Raw genomic sequence first — 19,666 nt, 5'->3', positions numbered from 1 at the left:
AGGATCAAACTCTCCATTAAAGACCAACCGAAGCTGGTTTATAGAAAGAGCGATTTGCTCATTTTTAATGCTAGCGATTCTTCTATATAGAAGAAATCTTTATTTTCATCATCCATTTGTTCAGTTTTCAAAGAACTTGTCTGTCCTCGTTTCTTCAACGAGTCAGGAATTAGATCATATCATGCCGGTTGCTTTCTTGTCAAATCTTTTTTTGATTTTCTTTTCAGCATCCTCCGCTTCGAGAAATGTTATTCTCAAAGCAACGTCTAATAATATAACATGCCTAAAGTTATTTAGCAAGCATTTTTTTAATTTCTTTTTTTCGTAACTGCTCCCCCCCTTTCTATACATTAGATAACTAAAAACAGCCACCCCGTAATAGAACGGAATGGCTGTGCTCTTGCAATTCAATTATTCTTGCTCCAACAGTCTGATGAACTCATTCTCATCTTCTATGGTATCAATTCCGAGCTGTTGGGCCTTGGCCAGCTTACTGCCTGCCTTTTCACCAGCTATGACTAGATCTGTCTTTTTGGATACAGATCCGGTCACATGGGCTCCGAGTGCCTCCAGCTTAGAAGCAGCTTCATCACGCGTAAGCTGATGCAGGGTACCTGTAAGCACAACCGTTTTGCCACTGAAAAAGCTGTCTGTCTTCTTCTCCTGTGGAGCTTCGGGAGCGTGAGCCTTTACCCCTAGAGATAACATCTTTTCAATCCCCGCTTGGGTAAATGGATCAGCAAAGAAGGCAACGATACTCTCAGCTACAATCCCGCCCACATCCGGCAATTCTATTAATTCCTCTACCGTAGCGGACATGACCTTGTGCAAATCACGGTAATGATCAGCCAACATGCGTGTAGTCGCTTTACCAGTATTCGGTATACCAAGGGCATAAAGGAATGAAGCCAAATCCCTCTCTTTACTCTGCTCAAGCGCTGCCAGAAGGTTATTGGCTTTTTTCTCACCAAATCGCTCCAGCTTCACAAGATCATCGAATTTAAGTGTATACAGATCCGCAGGCTCGCGCAATTCCAGTTCGTCGTGCAACTGGATTGCCGTTTTGTCGCTGAAGGTTTCAATATCCATGGCATCACGTGACGCAAAGTGGGAAATACGAGCCACAATCTGCGGCTTACAGCCCAACTTATTATCGCAAAATAAATGAGCCCCTCGCTGCTGCAACGGGAATCCACAGGCCGGACAATGATCCGGTACGATAATTTCATCTCCGTCGTCCTCAGATGTAACTTTTCCCAAAATTTCCGGAATGACATCATTCGAGCGGCGGATAAACACACGAGCCCCCAAAGCGAACTTCAGATTTTTCCGCTCGATATCCCCAGCATTGTTCAGTGTACAATTTTGTACAGTTACTCCCGCCAGCTCTACCGGTTCCACCCTTGCCAGTGGCGTAATTTTACCCGTACGACCTACATTCCATTCAACAGAGTTGAGCACCGTGGTCGTTTCCTCCGCCTCGAACTTATATGCCACCGCCCAGCGCGGAAATTTATCGGTGTAGCCTAGAACCTCACGTGTGCGCATATCTGTAATTTTCAGTACCGCCCCGTCAATGAGATAATCCAGTCCGGTACGAGACTTTTCAATATCAGCCAGTTGCTCCATAGCATCATCAAAATCGTCGAAGTAAGTCAGATATGGATTCACCTTAAAATGATTATCACGCAGGAAAATCATCATCTCCTGGTGGCTGCTAAACTGGATTCGGTCCGCGTAGCCTACATTGTAAAAAAATGCATTCAGTCGCCGCTCTGCTGTCGTTTTGGGATTTAAATTACGCAGAGCGCCAGCTGCGGCATTGCGTGCATTTTTAAGAGGGTCTACAGCGGTCTCATTATACTTCGCCAGCACAGACAGATTCATAATGCCTTCTCCCTGTACTTCAATAGTCCCATCCTGAAAAGGAATCGTTAGCGGCACGGATTTTATCGTCTTCACCTGTGCCAGTATTCCCTCGCCCACGACGCCATTTCCGCGTGTAGAAGCCTGTACCAGCTTCCCGTCAGTATAAGTCAGGTTTAGCGTCAGTCCATCAAATTTAAGCTCTATCGCATATCCTGGAGGCGGTAAAGGCTGCTCCGGGTTCTTGGTATTGTAATCGTTAACCAGCTTCATGACACGCGCGTTCCAGGCGCGCAGCTGCTCCACATTCTGTGCTTTATCCAAGCTCCATAATGGGGCGAGGTGGCGATGCGATGTGAAGCCTTTGAGTAACTCCCCTCCCACACGCTGTGTCGGAGAATCCGGCAGCACAAGACCACTCGTCTGTTCAAGCCCTACCAGCTCGTCATAAAGCACATCATATTCTTTGTCGCTGATCTTGGGCTCATCCAGTGTGTAGTAATGATAATTATATGTGTTCAGCTCAGCAACAAGCTGCTCCATCCTGTGCATTGGGTTCATGCAGGCGTATCCCTCCGGGAACTTCATCAGGGCAGAAGCCTAAGCCAATTGCCGCTGTGAGGTTCGAGATTTAATGATGTTTGAGATTTATTCTACTTTTGTAATAGGTGCAAAGCCAGCCAGCAGGCGTTTAACTCCTACCGGTGCCGGGAAAGCGATCTGAAGCTCCATATCATTGCCTGTACCTTTTACAGCTACTATGGTTCCAATTCCCCACTTGCCATGCTGTACCTTGTCTCCGGCAACAAAAATGGAGGGGCCTCCTGCCGAAGTAGCCGGAGTTGGTTTCGCGGATGAAGATGTCGTTACTGTTACGCGGGGCGACGCGGAAGCTGACGAACCACTACGGCTCATCGTATCAAAGGAACGCTCTCCACCAAAGTTACTGCCGCTGGTTTTACCCAGTCCACGCCCGCCATAGGAGCCGCCTACATTGCCTGATCGGCGATAGCGATCCGTTTTGATGATCGTATCCTCTTTTAACTCATCCGGAATCTCTTCAAGAAAGCGAGAAGACGGATTAGCGGTGGTACGGCCAAACAGCGTGCGCATCTGTGCGCATGTAAGAAACAGTTGCTCCTCTGCACGGGTAATCCCGACATACGCCAGCCTGCGCTCTTCCTCCAGCTCTTCATTATCCAAAAAGGCCCGACTGTGAGGGAATACCCCCTCCTCCATACCGACAATAAATACGATTGGGAACTCCAGTCCTTTTGCGCTGTGCATGGTCATCAATACAACCGCATCGCTTTGTTCCTCTTCATCGTCATTCATGGAATCAATATCCGCGATAAGAGCAAGATCGGTCAGGAAGGAGACGAGTGACTTGTCCTCCGCTCCTTTTTCAAATTCCATCGTTACTGACAGGAACTCATCAATATTCTCCAGACGTGAGCGTGATTCAAGCGTATTCTCATTTTGCAGCTCCAGTCGATATTGGCTGGTTTCCAGCATTTTTTCCGTTAACTCGGTGACGGACAGATAGTCCACCATCCGACTCAAGCCTTCAATCATATCGTAAAACTCGACAAGCGCATTGCGCGTACGTCCGGCAAAGCCCAAATCGTCTACCACCTGCAACACGCGGAAAATAGAAACTCCACGCTCCGCTGCAGCTGCTTGCAATTTACCAACCGTTGTATCTCCAATACTTCGTTTTGGCACATTAATGATTCGGATCAAGCTGATATCGTCATCAGGATTGGAGAGCAGACGAAGGTACGCCAGCAAGTCCTTAATCTCTTTACGATCATAGAACTTGATGCCGCCAACGATCTGGTACGGAATATCCGATTTGATCAAAATTTCCTCGACAACCCGTGACTGAGCATTGGTACGGTACAAAATTGCATGATGGCTATAGGTTTTGCCTGCATTGATATTTTTATGAATTTCCGAGGCGATAAAATAGCCCTCATCATGCTCCGAGTCAGCCCGGTAAACTTTAATCTTGGCCCCGCCTTCTTTGTCGGTCCATAGTTTCTTCGGCTTGCGGCCCGTATTTTGCCCAATTACTTCATTGGCGGCATTCAGAATATTCGAGGTTGACCGATAGTTTTGCTCCAGCATAATGGTACGTGCTTCCGGATAGTCCTCTTCAAAGTTCAAAATGTTGCTGATATCCGCCCCGCGCCAACGATAGATGGACTGATCGCTATCACCAACTACACAAATTCGGTGATGCTGGTCAGCCAGCATTTTACACAGCATGTACTGCGCACGGTTCGTATCCTGATATTCATCGACATGAATGTATTGGAATTTCTTCTGATAGAAATCCAGTACCTCGGGTACTTCTTTAAATAATTGAATCGTTGCCATAATCAGATCATCAAAATCCAGAGAGTTGTTATTTTTGAGACGTTGTTGGTATTTGGTGTATACCTTCGCCACAATTCCCTCAAAATAGTCGCCAATCTTGCGCTCATACATTTCAGGAGTGACCAGTTCATTTTTAGCTGTGCTCATCATGGACTGAACCGCTTTTGGTTCGAATTTTTTGGTGTCTATGTTCAGATCCTTCATGCAGTTCCGAATGACAGACAACTGATCTGTAGAATCGAGAATGCTGAAATTAGAGGTAAATCCGATCCGCTCGATATCTCGACGCAAAATACGCACACACATGGAGTGAAAGGTGGATACCCACACATCCCTCCCCTGCGGGCCAATCAGTTTGGATACGCGATCCTGCATTTCACGCGCGGCCTTGTTCGTAAAGGTAATTGCCAAAATGCCCCATGGAGCCGTCTTGCGGGTCGCGATGAGGTAGGCAATCCGGTGCGTGAGCACCCGGGTCTTTCCACTGCCTGCGCCAGCCATAATCAGCAACGGTCCGTCTATCGCCTCCACTGCCTCACGCTGAGGCGGATTGAGACGGGCTACAGCCTCGTGTATATCTATTGATTGCATGCGTGCATGCTCCTTTCTACAAGCTTTCATAAAATCACATTCTATACTTCCAACTTCACAGCTACCGTCTCCAGCGCTTTCGCCAAGTCACGGTAAATGATGTTCCCTACTACAATGGTGTCACAAACGGCAGCCGCTTGTAACGCGGTAGATTTATCCACGATACCCCCTCCGTATAGGACACGAGCGCGCTCCGTACTGCGATGTATTTTTTGTACCAGTTCCATATCTCCAAAGGCACCGCTATACTCCACATATACAATCGGCAGATGCATGAGCTTGTCGGCAACCTCTGCATATGAAGCGGCAGATGAAGCATCGAGTGATGCATCCGCTCCGGTAATCTTGGCCACCGTAGAATCACCATTCAAAACAATATATCCTTCTGTCACAAGTAAATCCCAAGGGATCATATAACCAAACTGCTCAATCGCACGCTGGTGCTGTCCTAAGATCCAATTACTGTCCGTGGTATTGAGCACCATTGGAATCATATACAGGTCAAACCCCGGCACCACAGCCTCCAGATCAGACACTTCAAGCACACAGGGCACCTCATAACGCCGGATTCGCGACAGCAAATCCACCGTATTTTCATAGGTAACGCCCGACGAGCCTCCTACCATAATGGCATCCGTACCAGACATGCACACAGCATCCAGTCCCTCATCGTCCAGTTCCTTATCAGGGTCCAGCTTAAATACATGCCTCCATGATTGAATCGAATCCGCCAACACACATTCCTCCAGCATCCATTGTGCTTTTGCCACGATCCGGTCTAACCGGATTCCAATATCCAAAAGCGTTCTAAGCTAAGTCTATGACAGTGCACAAAAGGTGTCAATGTTCGTATTGGATGGGAACACTCCGCTCACATATCTCAGGGCCGCAACGCATACAGCCAACTACGTTTTTGGAGTTCTTTTTCCGTTAAAACATCCGTATAGAATCCGCGCACACCCATCTGTTCGTAGTCAGCGGCATCATTTAGATCGTTAATTGTATTTACGTAGCACACCGCTCCCGCCTGCCGCAAGCTTTCCACTAAAGCACCACTAACTCTGTTCTCCGGTAGAGTCGCTGCTGTTATATCGTTTTGTTGTACAAACCGGATGATTTGGTCGTCCGTATCTTGTGTCGCATAAAGCGTATAAATAATGGAGGTATAGGGGTAAATGCTCCGCAGCGTTCGCAGCATTTCTTCGTCATAAATTTGCGGGACAATGCGGGACAAGAGATTCGGATTGTTCTCCTGTGCCTGATGAGTCAGCTGCGCAAACAACCGTTTGATTTGGGCCGGGTCCTGTTCTTTTGTATCGGTCACGATATAGGCATCCGGGTATTGCTCCAATAGATCCAATACATCATTCCAGTCCACCGGGGTGTAGGAATCATGTATTGGGGTGTTTTTGAATTGCTCGTAGCTCCAGGGCTTCCCGCCCTGTTCTGCACTAACTGCCTGCTCCTGCTGCATTTGCTCTGTAAAAGACTCCGTCCATTCATGGCGCGCCACCAAATGTCCGTCCGAAGTAAACATCAAGTCGACCTCGAACACGCGGCTGCCTTTTTTGTAATTATTCACAAACGCTTCACGCGCATTGGTATAGGCCAAACCGTCAACAGCTCCCATAGCATGTGAAATCACACGATGGGTGGTAAAACCGGTATGCTCCTCCGTGGATTGCCCTCTGTAAGACAATAAAAACGTGCCAATCAATATTAATAGAATTACCGCCGCAATCAGTCGTTTCATAGAGTGTCACATCCTTTTCGTACAGGTCAATACCCTGCATGCTCACACTCAAAACAACTTCCAGACACAAAAACACCCTCCGGCGGAACCGAAGGGTGAATCTGAATTAATACGCATTCTTGAAACCGTTGCGGATGGTACGGAAAATAATTTTAATATCAAATAAGAGCGACCAATTCTCAATATAGAAAATATCATGCTTAATCCGTTCCTCAATGGACGTGTCACCACGCAACCCGTTGCTCTGTGCCCAGCCTGTAATACCGGGACGAACATGGTGCTTCACCATATATTTTGGAATTTCCTCACGGAACTGATCCACGTAATACGGACGTTCCGGGCGGGGGCCGACGACGCTCATATCTCCTAGCAACACATTGAAAAACTGTGGCAGCTCATCGAGACTCGTTTTACGAATAAAGGTGCCAAAACGCGTTCGACGTGGGTCATTAGCCGTCGTCCAGCCTGTATCGTCAGTCCCGGATGGTAGTACCTTCATTGAGCGGAATTTGTACATCATGAAGGTACGCCGATTCAAGCCCACCCGCTCCTGTTTGAAAATGACTGGGCCTCTCGATGTCGTCATCACGCCAATCGCCACTGCCAGCATAACCGGAGAAGTCAGAATAATAGCGAACAATGAGAACAGAATATCGAACGAACGCTTAAACAATCGGTTCCCCGCCACATCCAGCGGAATATCCCGTACATTGATCATTGGCATGCCTGCAAAGTTATCAAAATACGGTCGAGCTGGCAGATAATCGAAAAAGTCAGGAATAATGAGCGTACGTACCCCTGCCTTTTCACACATGTTGATAATCTTGGGGTACTTATCATGCGCATCCAGCGGAAGAGCCAAAATCACCTCATCAATCATCATGCTCGACAGCGTAGCTTCTAACTGATCCAAGCCGCCAAGGATTGGGCGGAAGTGCTCTTCTTCCTCTTCATCCCAGTGGCGCTTATCATCCAGAAAACCCACCACTTCATATCCCAGATCAGGATACTGTCCAAGATTATGATAAAATCGTTGGCCCAGCGAACCCGCCCCGAGAATGAGCATGAACTGCTTGTTGTAGCCTTTTTGGCGGAGAACTTTAAGTACCTGTTTCAAAAAATATCGATAAAATAAAATAAGCAGTACGTTCCCAAACATATAGATCGCCAGATAGGACCGTGAAATGTCGATTTGCTTCACAAAAAACATGACACTCAACAGCACGAACAGGCCAACAATATGAATCTGGGTGACGCGAAATACGTCATCTGCAAACCGTTTTTTGCGTTTGGGCGAATAGAGAGAGAATAGCATCCCCAGCACCACGGCAATCAGACCGTAGATCAAGCTCCAGCCACCATATACTTGAATAGGAAGCGGCTCTTGATAGGTAATCCATTCACTTTCAAATTTGAAGAACCAGGCGATCAGAAAGGATAACTGAATGACCGCGAAATCCGCCACAATATACAATTGGGTTAAAAAACGTTGATTTCTGCGTATCATGCTTTCACCTCGGTACGAGATTGTTCGCCGCCGTCCGGCTTGGCCGGTGCAGTGAGCTTATTTTTCAAAAAGGCCATCCCAAATTTCACTGTAATTCCCGCATAGACAGCCATGTTCGTGATCCAGCTATACTGCTGTTTATAATGCTTGCGGTGGAAGACCCACATGGCTCTATGAAACTCGTAAATAATTTTCAAAGGACGACGGCGAGCGCTGCCCCCTTTGATATGAATAATATATGTGCGCGGATAGTAGTAAATGCCCCACCCCGCCTGCTTAATCCGGTAACACCAGTCAATGTCCTCGCCATACATGAAAAAGGTTTCGTCCAAGCCGCCGACCTGCTCAATCGTCTCCCGGCGCACCAGCATAAAAGCACCCACCAGCACATCCACCGGATACTCATCATCCGGGCTTAAATGCCCAAGCTGGTATTGATTGTACTTCGGGTTATCTGGGTAACGCTTCGACCAGCCGAAGGCGTAGTAAAAGGATGCAGACGGCGTAGGAAACCCGCGCTTACAGGCCTTATCCAGCGAACCATCTGGCAAAATAACCTTGCAGCCCGATGCTCCCATTTTCGGATGTGTATCCATGAACCGAATCATCGTATCCAGTGTGTCTGGCTGCACCAGCGTATCGGAATTCAGCAACAATACATAACGCCCGCCCGCAACCTCGATGCCCTGATTGTTTGCCTTGGCAAAACCCGTGTTATCCTCATTGGCAATCAACGTAATCCCCGGATATGCAGCACGAATGGCTTCCACAGACCCATCACTGGAGTGATTGTCGATAACAATCACTTCATATCGATATTGCGTCTCTGACGCATACACCGACTGCAAACAATCCAGCGTCAAACGGCATGTATTATAGTTGACGACCAGTATGCTTACATCCATATTTAAAACGCTCCTGACAAATTCAGTAATCTATTCTACTATCGACTATTATAACATACCCAACAGATCACGGGGCGCAAAAAACCACATAACTTGTAACCTTACACAGTTAGCAGGATTTTGTAAAATTCGATTCCAGTCGCTCCAAAGTGCAAATATAGACGAACGAAAACGTTTCGATCTATATATTGTTCATTGGAAGTCGCTTTTTAGATTTTCGTAAAATCCTCAGTTGAGGTATAAAAATCATCGTGGTAAGATATACATGGAAAAAGGGCTGGTGCCAGCCAGCCCCTGCACAACCAACGCTCCAAGAGCGGACGGATTTTGGAACATCAGGCCGAAAATAGACCCTTCCTTCCGGGGACGGTCTATTTTCGTTTGTTAAACTCTAACAGTGTGACGATCAACGCCCCGAACGTCAGCATTAAACTGAGCGCCTCAAACACTGTCACAGGCTTCACCCCCTCCTCGGGAGAGTTAGCCGACCGCCCTTGCCAGCCTATATCGGTTGCACTCTTCAATTATACTATATTTTTCCATAAATGAACATGTATTCGATGATGTTTTCCGTGAATTCAATATTTTATTAAGCTTTTGATTTATTTTGATGATGACGAAGGGCAATCTTCTTTCTAAGTTGTCTTCTTTTTTCTCGAAGCTCAGGCAGTTCTTTGAAAAAAGCCTTCCAAGCTCCAAACACTTTTGGCTCTCTTAAAAGAAAGTACAGATTGCTTGCTATCTCATACGATAGGAGAGAAATAATATTTTTCATCCATTCAGAGAGAGTATCATTTTTGTACATCATTTTATAACGATTAATATATGAAAGCCTTCGTACAAACAACGGTTGGGATATACGGCTCGTTTCCTTCCAGCCACGTTCATGGTAGGCTATGGCCCCAGCATCATAATATGCCTCCCAGCCAAGCAAGGCTGCTCGCCAAGCCACATCCACATCTTCTTTGTATGCAAAAAAGCTTCCATCATAAAACTCACCATTTAGACCAATGTCGTTAATCATTCTCCGCGAATACATGGCTGCTGCACCAGAAACACCAAATACCTTTCCTGACTCTGACCACTGAACTGAAGACTCTCCTGTTCCCCGATCAAAGGCTCTTCTAGCTGAATTCATAACAATACCCGTGCTATCGATCATCTCCCGGTTCGCTTTACGCAGCAATTGACCTGTAGCACTGCCTATGTGCTGATTATGCTCCATCACCGCAACCAGTCGCTCAATGTAATCAGGTTCTATAGTAACGTCTGGGTTTAGTACAAGTACATAGTCCGTATCGTTCAACGCTATTGCTTGATTATGGCCAGGAGCAAAACCGACATTTTGGACATTGGAGATAAACTTGAGTTTTGAACCAAACAAATGAGCTATTTCTTTAACTTGTTCCCCCGTCTGATCCTTGGATTGATTATCTATGATAACCAACGCTTGTAGGGGGTGGCTTTGCTTGCTGACAGCCTTTAAGCACTCTTTGATATCTTTTTCACTGTTATACGTTACAATATGAACACTTACGGATTTAGTCATAGATTACAAGTTCCTCGTTTATAGGATTTTGGCGTATTTACTCCAAATGTACTTATTCCTATCATAGAGCAAAGCTGTATAGTTTCAAAGAGCTATTACAGTCTGTAAATTGTTATGTACACTAATAGACGCAGCGACATGGAAAATGTTTCAATAAAATAAAAAAGTCGAGTATCAACTCGACTTTTTTATTAAGTAATTAGGGCCAAATATTTAGTCTGGTCCCAACCTCTTAATGGGAACAGTGAAGTATTTCCTTATGATTGGCTGCTATATTTCTGTAGAAAATCCCGTAGTCCCTCACGCCAAGCGGGCAAGTCATTTAGCCCATTTGTTCGGATCGCAATGTGCTCCATCACGGAATTACGCGGGCGTGCTGCTGGTCTGGGGAATTGCTCCGTACTGCATGGCTCCAGTTTTGCTGTGATCTTGGCACCTAATATTTCCGCCGCATCCTGCAAAATGGCTTGGGTAAACTCATACCAGGTACAAGCGCCGCTGTTGGACGCATGATATAGGCCATACTTCTCGGTTTGGACCAACTCCACTAAAAAGCGGGCCAAATCCACCGTATAGGTAGGTGAACCCTTCTGGTCGTTCACAACCTGAAGCTGCGGCTTTTCCTGCCCAAGCTTCAACATCGTTTTAACAAAATTATTACCATGCAGTCCATACACCCAAGATGTACGAACAATAAAGTACCTGGAGGAAAGTGTTTGGGTCAATATCTCGCCCGCCCGTTTGGACTTTCCATAGATGCTCTGCGGATTCGTATTGTCATACTCATGGTAAGGGTGCTCCGCTGTTCCATCGAACACGTAATCCGTGCTGATATAAACCAGCTTGGCTCCTGCTTTTTCAGCAGCCAGTGCCATATTACGTGTTCCTGCCGCATTTACTTGATAAGCCCCATCTACATCGGACTCCGCTGCATCCACTGCCGTATACGCTGCACAGTGGATGACAGCGTCAGGTTGATATTGCCCTACGATCTTCACAGCTTGCTCCAAATTCGTTATATCCAGCTGTTCCCGATCGTATCCAAGGACATGATGTCCTTGCTCCTGAAAAACCTTTACTACGTCTTTACCGAGTTGACCGGATGCTCCAGTAACCAGTACCTTCATCTTTACGCATCCCCCAAGCGGGAACCATACTGCTTAGCATAATATTGTTGGTATTCGCCGGACTGAATACGAGTCCACCATTCTTTGTTGTCCAAGTACCACCGAATTGTTTCTTTAATGCCCGTTTCAAAAGAGTATTTTGGCTTCCAGCCCAACTCGTTCATCGTTTTGGTTGGGTCAATACCGTAACGACGGTCATGTCCCGGACGATCCTGTACATACGAAATTAGAGATTCTGGCTTGCCCAGCTCCTCCAATACCGTTTTGACGATATGCACATTGGTCCGCTCGTTATTTCCCCCGATATTGTATACTTCACCCAGCTTACCCTGATGAATGACCAGATCAATTGCGCTGCAATGATCCTCTACATATAACCAATCGCGGATGTTCAAGCCATCTCCGTATATAGGAAGCTGTTGGTCGCTCAACGCACGTGAGATCATCAGCGGGATCAGCTTTTCAGGAAATTGGTATGGGCCATAGTTGTTGGAACAGCGTGTGATGTTCACAGGCAAACCAAACGTTTCGTGATAGGCACGAACTAGCAGGTCTCCGCCTGCCTTCGAAGCAGAGTAAGGGCTGTTAGGTTGCAGTGGAGTTTCCTCCGTAAACAAGCCAGTTTCACCCAGAGAGCCATACACCTCATCTGTCGATACCTGTACAAACTTGGTCACGTTATATTTCTTGGCTGCGTCCAATAGCACTTGCGTACCCAATACGTTTGCTTTCACAAACACTTCCGGTTCCAGAATACTTCGATCCACATGTGACTCCGCTGCAAAATTCACCACCACGTCAATTCCCTGCTGCATCAGCTGGTCAATCGCTTGGGCGTCGGTAATATCTGCTTTCACGAAGGTATGTTTAGGGTGAGTTTCGATGGATTTCAAGTTTTCCAGGTTACCTGCATACGTAAGCGCATCTATATTCACAATTTCGTAATCTGGGTGCTGCTTTAACATGTACAATACAAAGTTACTGCCAATAAACCCGGCACCGCCGGTGACAAGAAGTTTCATAAAGACCTCCTAAGCTGAGCAATGCCTAAAGTATATTAGACCCATTACTCATTTTCTTAACTTAAAAGCATAAAAATATCAATTTGTACTGGCTTCTAATCAAAATTGATTTCCGCATCTGTCAGAACCGGCTGCTGTTTATCCTTATCTGACAGTATCGCCTTGGAGGTGGGCCAGTCAATACTCAATGCAGGGTCATCCCATAGTATCCCTCTGTCGTGCAAAGGAGAGTAATATTCATCAACTTTATACAACACCTGAGTATTTGGAACAAGCGTGCAGAAACCATGAGCAAACCCCTTAGGCACCAGTAACTGGCGATGATTATACTCACTTAGAATGACACTCATCCATTGGCCAAACGTAGGGGAACTTTTTCGAATGTCCAAAATCACATCATAGATCGCACCTCTAAGCACCCTGATGAGTTTCGTTTGAGCTTTCGGATATAATTGGTAATGTAACCCACGTATAACCCCTGTCTCAGCAGAAAGAGAGTGGTTATCCTGAACAAACGTATGGGTAATCCCCACATCTTGCATAACCTGTTGATTATAACTTTCCATAAAAAAACCGCGTTGATCACCATGAACAATTGGCTCTATTACACTCGCGCCTGTCAATCTTAAAGGTATCACCTTCATGTTCTACGTCCTTCCCTCAATGCTGGAAACTTTGCTTTACAACTTTAACTTACCAAATTCCTCACCGAATATAATGTTTTGAGCGAGTTCATTTGCTCTGGCAAGCGAAGTATGCGTTCCTGCATCCGTCCACCAACCTTGAAGAATATCATAGGTCAATGTTCCGTTAGCAATATACGCATTATTAACATCTGTAATCTCCAATTCTCCACGTGTCGAAGGTTTTAGGGTTTTCACAATATTAAAAACATTATGATCAAACATGTAAATCCCCGTAACTGCATAATCACTTTTAGGTAGCTGAGGTTTTTCTTCTATTGATACAATACGTTCCTCATGAAGTTCTGCCACACCAAATCGGTGCGGATCATGAACCTTTTGCAATAATAATTTAGCTCCGGTATCCTGTTTACGAAAATTTTGCACAAACGGAGAAATATCATCCTCAAACACATTGTCCCCCAGAATAACGACCATTTGATCTTTACCGACGAAATGCTCTGCCAGATCTAACGCCTGCGCAATACCACCCGCTTCATCCTGTACCTTATATGTAAAGGTCACGCCCATATCACGACCGCTTCCAAGCAGATTTACAACATCCCCCATATGTTCTTTACCTGTCACGATAAGGATGTCCGTAATGCCAGCTTGTTTCAACTTATATATGGAATAAAAGATCATGGGATACTTACCGACAGGAAGTAAATGCTTATTGGTTACCTTGGTTAAAGGAAAAAGGCGAGAACCAGTCCCGCCCGCAAGAATTATACCTTTCATAGTGCCCTCCTTGTACCAATACATATATTAATACGATTTTCAGAAAAAAATTAATTAGATGAAATATCTTTACGACCTTCAGGCTTAATTTTTAGTAAAGTAAAAAGTTTATCACGGAACCAATTTGAGAGCCTTTTCTCTAAAAATTCGTGAGCAACTGCCGCAAAACAAATACTTAGAACAGTTAGAAAAATGATATATGACATATCCTGTAAAGAATTTCTTAGCGATTCAAACTCCCATGCAATATTGGCAAGAGGATGAATTACTAAAGGATGGATTAGATATAATGAAAAAGAAATATTACCAAGCCACACTAAAAAATAAGGGCTTTTAATCTCGATACTTTTGCTTGAGATCACCAAAATAGAAAACAAAATTACGTAAGGCAGTCCCCAATTAATTATTCCAAAGCCAGGGTTAATACCACCAAGAAAATACCACATTGTAAAGGATAAAGCCAGTAAACAGAGCAACCAACATATTTTAGTGTTTTTTATTCTGATTTTAGAAAAATATATCAATCCTATGATGACGCCTACAACAAATTCCCAAATCAAAGGGGAAGTGATTAAATTAAGATATCCCCAGTCCCAACCATAATAGTGCTTGGGATCTAAAGAAATGTTCCCTGCCATACTCGGAAGTAGTATTAGAGTAAATATTACCCAAGAAAAAAAATAGCCATTTATACCTTCCAAACAGTAACGATATTGCAAAGAATGAATAAAAGTACATCTCAAAATTAAGAGTCCATCCCGTATGAAGAACAGAACCTCCCCAGAAAGGCCGGTCACTTTTGTCTAAAATTAATGGAATAAAGAATAGGGATTTAAGTATGTCTGTTACTGAAGGATCGACATCCACTCGGTTAATAATGTAAGCACTTAGCAGCATAAGTATTATGTATAAAAAAGTCAATACAAGATACATAGGCCAAATTCTCGCAAATCTTTTTAGCATAAATTTAGAAAAATACAAAAAAGAACCGTTACTATTCCTTGTTGTATACACCATAATAAAGCCACTAATCATAAAAAATATATCTACACCAGACGATGCTGCAGAAAACAGCCACTGGGAAAAAGGCGATTGACTAGGAAGATGGCCTCACGCATGAAATATTGTTACAGAAACAGCAGCAATCCCTCGTAACATCTGAATAAAATCGATTTTCCCATCTTTTACAGTCAAAAATTATCCATCCTCTTCTACAATGTATGCAAAAAAAATCCATAACTGATAATAACAATGTACTCTTAAAGAATTAAAATAAACGCTCCGCAAATAATCAAAAGTACCCCCCCGATCTTTCTAGCACTTATAGTTTCTTTTAAATATATTTTTGAAAAGATTAATGTCCATATATAAGTAATAGAGGTTAAAGGATATACAACTGTATACGGAAGATATTTCAACAATAAAATATTAAGTAACGCACCCAAAATGTAAAGAAGCCCTGCCCAAAATAAGTGCATTAAAAAAGGTCTATTTATACCTATTGTGTACAAAGAGAGTTTTTTTAGAAAAAGTCCTCCCAAAGCACCGCACATGGTCATTAAAATAAGGAGTATTATTTCATTTTCTTTCCACACTGATTAAGACAGCCCCCAAAACTATCAAAATTATACCTATGATTTCTTTGAACCCCACTTGCTCCTTTAAAAAAAAATTGCCTATTAATATAGCAAATATATACCCAAAACTTAATAGCGGATGAAGAACCGATAAATCCCCAAACTTAAAAGCAATCACCATTAAAGCAGCACCACACACGTAGAGGATTAATCCCAAGGCTAAAATATACATATTATTGGTGTCAGAAACTTTCCATAATGCCTGTCCAACAGCAGTAAACAACGCAGAGAATAAAATAAATATTATTCCCAAACTACTATTTCCATAAAAGATATCATATTTTTTAATTGCAACCCCTCCTCCTTACTGTGTGTTTTTCTAATTTCAAAAAAGAGACTAGAAAAACAACAATAGAAACAAGTAAATTGGCATATAAATATCTGAAATCCTGAGCCGGCGTTGCCGCCATAATGGTTAGTGTATTAAGCGTTATAGGCATTGCTACAATGACTAACTTATAGTTTCTACGCCATATAACTATAAATAAGGATAACACAATCAAAACATTGTACAAAGCAGCTCGCCATATAATACTATCTCGCGATAAATTTAAAATCTGAGATAAAGTTTCTGTCAATTTAGCGCTAATGATTTGGTTCGATAAACCATATTTAAGCGAGTTACTATTTTCAGTTATTGATGTTGAATATAGAGATGTAATCCCGTCATCAAATTGCTTTATTTGCCAAACATTTGAAACTTGTTTTAAATAACTTTTTATGACTATATTAGGGTTTTGTATGCATAATGTTAACCAATTCTTAAGAAAATCACTTCTATTTTCTCTAAGAAATCCTCTATTAAATTGATTATTGAATTTTAAAGGGTCTACTGTATATGGATTATATTGATCTTTCCAAACTTTTATTGGTAATATATTTTCGAAGAATTGTAATTGTTCAGTGGTCATTTTACCATCCAGAGCAATAACACTTGCAATTTGTTGCGTGGGGATTGCAAGTGCTTCATTAGGGTCTGAAGGAGTGACTTTCAATATATTAAAAACAGGAATTGTAACAATAAAATAAATTATTATTACAGGTACTGACCATAAATATAATTTCATAAGCTTCTTTTTAAATATCATAATGGAAATAAGTATTGTTAATGAAAATATTATAAACCCATTATGTCGGAAGAGTGTTACTCCTACTGAAGAAATAACGAATAAAAAACCGTTTATTTTACAATTAAACCAAAATCCCTCAGAAATAACAATATTAGCAATATATATGCTTACTAAACAGAGAAGACCACTGTACAAAACATCCTTCCACATCGTAATGGAATAGATTGCATTAATAGGTACTAGTGATAGGAAAATAACGGATAGATAAATAAAAAATTTCTTCACACCATAATTTTCAAAAGTATATCCACAGTATCCTATTATCAAGGACATGATAATTACTTGAATAATTGAGAAAGCAGCCGGTGACTTCCATAAAAGAGTGGTAAACATGATAAACCATGTATGTGCTACTGGATGCCAATCATCAAATTTTCGGGTAAATATTTGAGACCATTGGTCTAAGGAATCCGGTGATAAAACACCAGGGTAGAATGCTATTAAGTAAACTAAAAAAATCACGAATGATGGTGTAGCATAATACAAAATCCTAAATTTATTGTTTTTATTTGTAGAAATCTCTACACCAGATTTCATTAAAAATTGAGTTACAGAGAGCACAATGCAGAACAAAGCTATACACGCAGTAATACTTATGAGCATAATTCCAAATAAATCGTGTCCACGTTTAAAAAAAGACCCCATAAGACTAACAAATAAAAAAAAAGTAAGAACTGCACTAAAGATATATTTATACCATGAATTTAACAATAACTTTTTTCCCAATTTATCTGAATCTATACTGATAGCAAGGTAAATTAATGTAGTGAAAATAATAACGACGCTTACGATCCACTTCATAAATGAAACATTTGTCGTAAGAAAATACACTAAACCGCTACCTAAAGCTATAGACAGAACTAAAGAAAATAATTTTATCTTAGTCGCAAATTTATTAAACAAAATCATACCTTTATACCTACCTCTTGCTTAATACGATGCAACTCCAATTCATACTGTTTTCTATAGTTTGCAACCACCGTATCTAATATTAAGCCACAAGTAAAACTAATGATAGACAACAAAACAAAACCTACTGCTAAAACAGCTGATGGTAATTTACTAACAAAACTCGTATAAATATATTCAACAATAACAGGAGTTCCCACTAGAAGACCTAATAAGAGAAGAAGAGCAGACCATATATTGAAAAAAAATAAAGGTTTAAACTCTTTAAAAAGCATTAGTATTGTTTTCAGAACTTTATAGCCATCCTTTAATGTATTTAATTTAGATTCGCTACCTTCTGGTCTATCTCTATAATCAATCTGAACTTCTTTTAGTGAAAAACGTTTATCCAATGTATGAATTGTTAGTTCTGTTTCAATTTCAAATCCAGGGCTCATAACCGGAAATGATTTAACAAAAAATTTATTAAAAGCTCTATAACCTGTCATAATATCATTAACATTACTTTTATAAAGAAAATTTATCATATTTTTGACCAAATCATTACCGAAATTATGAAGTTTCCGTTTATTTTCATTCGCATATGTCCCATTTGAAAGTCTATCTCCGATAACCATGTCTGCTTTATACTCTTTCAATGGCTCGATTAAACTATGGACATACTCAGCCGGGTAAGTATCATCTCCGTCAACCATAACATAATAATCGGCCTCAATATCCATAAACATAGATCGTACTACACTACCTTTACCTTGCCTATATTCATGTTTTACAATGGCTCCATTTTCAAGCGCGACCTTCACAGTTTTATCTTTAGAGTTATTATCATAAACATAAATCTTCGAAGAGGGTAATTCTTTTCTAAAATCCCGTATGACTTTTCCAATCGTTTGCTCTTCATTGTAGCAAGGAATCAAAACTGCAATTTCCATGTAAATAGGTCCCCTTAAGATGTTATAAACTAGTTTTTTTTATATAAATGCTAACCAAAAAAGAAATACTTAATAATAAAACAAAAGCCATAACTAAATCGGAAATTCTTCTTATACCAGAAGGATGATTCTTATTTCCATTTATTTCGTATTCATAACTAGATGTTTTTGAAGAATAAAGATCCAACGTTTGCTCTTTGCCGCCATCTTTAATCACAACAATGCCTGACCATTCATGTTTCAGAAATTTTACTTTTATATTTTTTGAAGCTGGTAATTTGATCTTTAATGATTGAGATTCTTCCGCAGAACTTAATAAGGCTTTGTCTTTAAGTTGCCAACCACCACTCCAAGACAAATAATCAAAATTAACTTTATCTCCATTAACAAAAATGTCCGTAACCCATACTTCTGCTGATTTAGATTCCACATTTTTTTTTCCACTTGCTACTATTTCAAGAGTTGATGGCTTATACGCATGATTTACTAGCAAGGAATTCCCAAGTACAAGTATTACACCTGCAATTAGTATAGAAAGTATAAATCTTTTCCGATAATTTAAACGAATAGAGCTTTTCTTCATTTTTCTAATGGAAAAGTAAAACAAAATAGAAAAAAACAAGAAAAAATAAAATAAAACAAAAATATACTGTAACCTCGAATTAATAGTAAATCGAGTTAACATATCCGTTAAATAAATCGAATTAATTAATATTATCAAAAAAAGAAACATGATTTGTAAACCATATTTTTTAACCATCATTTTTTTATCTTCCTTATCAAAGCTCTAATTTTCCTTAATGGATAGGTAATTTTCCAAGATAATGTATTTTCATACGCATTAATAAGCTTCTGATATTTTTGAAGTTCGCTTTGTATATCTGACGAAGCAAAAATGGAGGCTTCATTCCTAAAATAATCTTGTAAAACAA

At 41.7% G+C, this 19,666-nt stretch carries 18 protein-coding genes and 1 pseudogene; all 19 read right to left on the bottom strand.

Annotated features, from left to right (window positions below; all coding sequences use genetic code 11):
• Window positions 1-411: 411 nt before the first annotated feature.
• Window positions 412-2,427, bottom strand: coding sequence for an NAD-dependent DNA ligase LigA (gene ligA / locus ACIFO6_RS22655; protein WP_430044131.1), 2,016 nt, complete (start codon window positions 2,425-2,427; stop codon window positions 412-414).
• Between the two features lie 87 nt (window positions 2,428-2,514).
• Entirely contained in the window at window positions 2,515-4,839 is a 2,325-nt protein-coding gene (gene pcrA, locus ACIFO6_RS22650) for a DNA helicase PcrA (protein ID WP_430044129.1), read from the bottom strand.
• Between the two features lie 41 nt (window positions 4,840-4,880).
• Window positions 4,881-5,591: a heptaprenylglyceryl phosphate synthase gene (locus tag ACIFO6_RS22645; protein WP_430044134.1), complete on the bottom strand. Its 711-nt coding sequence runs from the start codon at window positions 5,589-5,591 to the stop codon at window positions 4,881-4,883.
• A 128-nt stretch (window positions 5,592-5,719) separates the two neighbouring features.
• On the bottom strand, window positions 5,720-6,592 hold the full coding sequence (locus ACIFO6_RS22640; RefSeq protein WP_430044127.1) for a phosphatidylinositol-specific phospholipase C/glycerophosphodiester phosphodiesterase family protein: 873 nt from the start codon (window positions 6,590-6,592) through the stop codon (window positions 5,720-5,722).
• A 106-nt stretch (window positions 6,593-6,698) separates the two neighbouring features.
• Complete coding sequence (locus tag ACIFO6_RS22635) at window positions 6,699-8,099, bottom strand: undecaprenyl-phosphate glucose phosphotransferase (protein ID WP_430044125.1); 1,401 nt, start codon at window positions 8,097-8,099, stop codon at window positions 6,699-6,701.
• On the bottom strand, window positions 8,096-9,004 hold the full coding sequence (locus tag ACIFO6_RS22630) for a glycosyltransferase family 2 protein (protein WP_430044123.1): 909 nt from the start codon (window positions 9,002-9,004) through the stop codon (window positions 8,096-8,098). Before ACIFO6_RS22630 ends, ACIFO6_RS22635 begins: the two co-directional genes overlap by 4 nt.
• A gap of 371 nt (window positions 9,005-9,375) precedes the next feature.
• Window positions 9,376-9,528 carry a putative holin-like toxin gene (locus ACIFO6_RS22625; protein WP_430044122.1) on the bottom strand — a complete coding sequence of 51 codons (153 nt, stop codon included), beginning with the start codon at window positions 9,526-9,528 and terminating at the stop codon, window positions 9,376-9,378.
• Window positions 9,529-9,593: 65 nt separating this feature from the next.
• Window positions 9,594-10,553 (bottom strand): glycosyltransferase family 2 protein, encoded by a 960-nt coding sequence (locus tag ACIFO6_RS22620; RefSeq protein ID WP_430044120.1) that lies wholly within the window; start codon window positions 10,551-10,553, stop codon window positions 9,594-9,596.
• A 257-nt stretch (window positions 10,554-10,810) separates the two neighbouring features.
• Window positions 10,811-11,680, bottom strand: coding sequence for a dTDP-4-dehydrorhamnose reductase (gene rfbD / locus ACIFO6_RS22615; RefSeq protein ID WP_430044118.1), 870 nt, complete (start codon window positions 11,678-11,680; stop codon window positions 10,811-10,813).
• Between the two features lie 2 nt (window positions 11,681-11,682).
• Window positions 11,683-12,702 (bottom strand): dTDP-glucose 4,6-dehydratase, encoded by a 1,020-nt coding sequence (rfbB, locus tag ACIFO6_RS22610; RefSeq protein ID WP_430044116.1) that lies wholly within the window; start codon window positions 12,700-12,702, stop codon window positions 11,683-11,685.
• Between the two features lie 95 nt (window positions 12,703-12,797).
• A complete protein-coding gene (gene rfbC / locus ACIFO6_RS22605; RefSeq protein ID WP_430044113.1) occupies window positions 12,798-13,346 on the bottom strand; it encodes a dTDP-4-dehydrorhamnose 3,5-epimerase in 549 nt (182 codons plus the stop codon).
• A 36-nt stretch (window positions 13,347-13,382) separates the two neighbouring features.
• On the bottom strand, window positions 13,383-14,126 hold the full coding sequence (locus ACIFO6_RS22600; RefSeq protein ID WP_404580862.1) for a sugar phosphate nucleotidyltransferase: 744 nt from the start codon (window positions 14,124-14,126) through the stop codon (window positions 13,383-13,385).
• 50 nt (window positions 14,127-14,176) lie between these two features.
• A complete protein-coding gene (locus ACIFO6_RS22595) occupies window positions 14,177-14,923 on the bottom strand; it encodes an acyltransferase family protein (protein ID WP_430044111.1) in 747 nt (248 codons plus the stop codon).
• A pseudogene (locus ACIFO6_RS22590) lies at window positions 14,847-15,209 on the bottom strand (acyltransferase family protein); the annotation flags it as partial. The pseudogene ACIFO6_RS22590 and the gene ACIFO6_RS22595, both read right to left, overlap by 77 nt.
• Before the next feature lie 176 nt (window positions 15,210-15,385).
• A complete protein-coding gene (locus ACIFO6_RS22585; protein WP_430044109.1) occupies window positions 15,386-15,721 on the bottom strand; it encodes an EamA family transporter in 336 nt (111 codons plus the stop codon).
• A complete protein-coding gene (locus ACIFO6_RS22580; protein WP_430044107.1) occupies window positions 15,705-16,016 on the bottom strand; it encodes an EamA family transporter in 312 nt (103 codons plus the stop codon). The genes ACIFO6_RS22585 and ACIFO6_RS22580 overlap by 17 nt, the downstream gene beginning before the upstream one ends.
• Window positions 16,017-16,047: 31 nt before the next feature.
• Complete coding sequence (locus ACIFO6_RS22575; protein WP_430044104.1) at window positions 16,048-17,802, bottom strand: DUF6020 family protein; 1,755 nt, start codon at window positions 17,800-17,802, stop codon at window positions 16,048-16,050.
• Entirely contained in the window at window positions 17,799-18,734 is a 936-nt protein-coding gene (locus tag ACIFO6_RS22570) for a glycosyltransferase family 2 protein (RefSeq protein ID WP_404580867.1), read from the bottom strand. Before ACIFO6_RS22570 ends, ACIFO6_RS22575 begins: the two co-directional genes overlap by 4 nt.
• Window positions 18,735-18,756: 22 nt before the next feature.
• Complete coding sequence (locus ACIFO6_RS22565; protein ID WP_430044101.1) at window positions 18,757-19,497, bottom strand: hypothetical protein; 741 nt, start codon at window positions 19,495-19,497, stop codon at window positions 18,757-18,759.
• Window positions 19,498-19,666 lie beyond the last annotated feature (169 nt).

The sequence above is a fragment of the Paenibacillus sp. NRS-1781 genome (genome assembly GCF_050467745.1).
Taxonomy (GTDB): Bacteria; Bacillota; Bacilli; order Paenibacillales; family Paenibacillaceae; genus Paenibacillus; species Paenibacillus terrae_A.
Note: the sequence above shows the minus strand (reverse complement) of the source record. Positions and strands in the feature narration are given on the sequence as shown.

Bases quoted from the DNA above. Each gene is read 5' to 3' on its own strand.
- ligA (WP_430044131.1), bottom strand. From the start codon at position 2,427: ATGAACCCAATGCACAGGATGGAGCAGCTTGTTGCTGAGCTGAACACA.
- pcrA (WP_430044129.1), bottom strand. From the start codon at position 4,839: ATGCAATCAATAGATATACACGAGGCTGTAGCCCGTCTCAATCCGCCT.
- ACIFO6_RS22645 (WP_430044134.1), bottom strand. From the start codon at position 5,591: ATGCTGGAGGAATGTGTGTTGGCGGATTCGATTCAATCATGGAGGCAT.
- ACIFO6_RS22640 (WP_430044127.1), bottom strand. From the start codon at position 6,592: ATGAAACGACTGATTGCGGCGGTAATTCTATTAATATTGATTGGCACG.
- ACIFO6_RS22635 (WP_430044125.1), bottom strand. From the start codon at position 8,099: ATGATACGCAGAAATCAACGTTTTTTAACCCAATTGTATATTGTGGCG.
- ACIFO6_RS22630 (WP_430044123.1), bottom strand. From the start codon at position 9,004: ATGGATGTAAGCATACTGGTCGTCAACTATAATACATGCCGTTTGACG.
- ACIFO6_RS22620 (WP_430044120.1), bottom strand. From the start codon at position 10,553: ATGACTAAATCCGTAAGTGTTCATATTGTAACGTATAACAGTGAAAAA.
- rfbD (WP_430044118.1), bottom strand. From the start codon at position 11,680: ATGAAGGTACTGGTTACTGGAGCATCCGGTCAACTCGGTAAAGACGTA.
- rfbB (WP_430044116.1), bottom strand. From the start codon at position 12,702: ATGAAACTTCTTGTCACCGGCGGTGCCGGGTTTATTGGCAGTAACTTT.
- rfbC (WP_430044113.1), bottom strand. From the start codon at position 13,346: ATGAAGGTGATACCTTTAAGATTGACAGGCGCGAGTGTAATAGAGCCA.
- ACIFO6_RS22600 (WP_404580862.1), bottom strand. From the start codon at position 14,126: ATGAAAGGTATAATTCTTGCGGGCGGGACTGGTTCTCGCCTTTTTCCT.
- ACIFO6_RS22575 (WP_430044104.1), bottom strand. From the start codon at position 17,802: ATGATTTTGTTTAATAAATTTGCGACTAAGATAAAATTATTTTCTTTA.
- ACIFO6_RS22570 (WP_404580867.1), bottom strand. From the start codon at position 18,734: ATGGAAATTGCAGTTTTGATTCCTTGCTACAATGAAGAGCAAACGATT.
- ACIFO6_RS22565 (WP_430044101.1), bottom strand. From the start codon at position 19,497: ATGATGGTTAAAAAATATGGTTTACAAATCATGTTTCTTTTTTTGATA.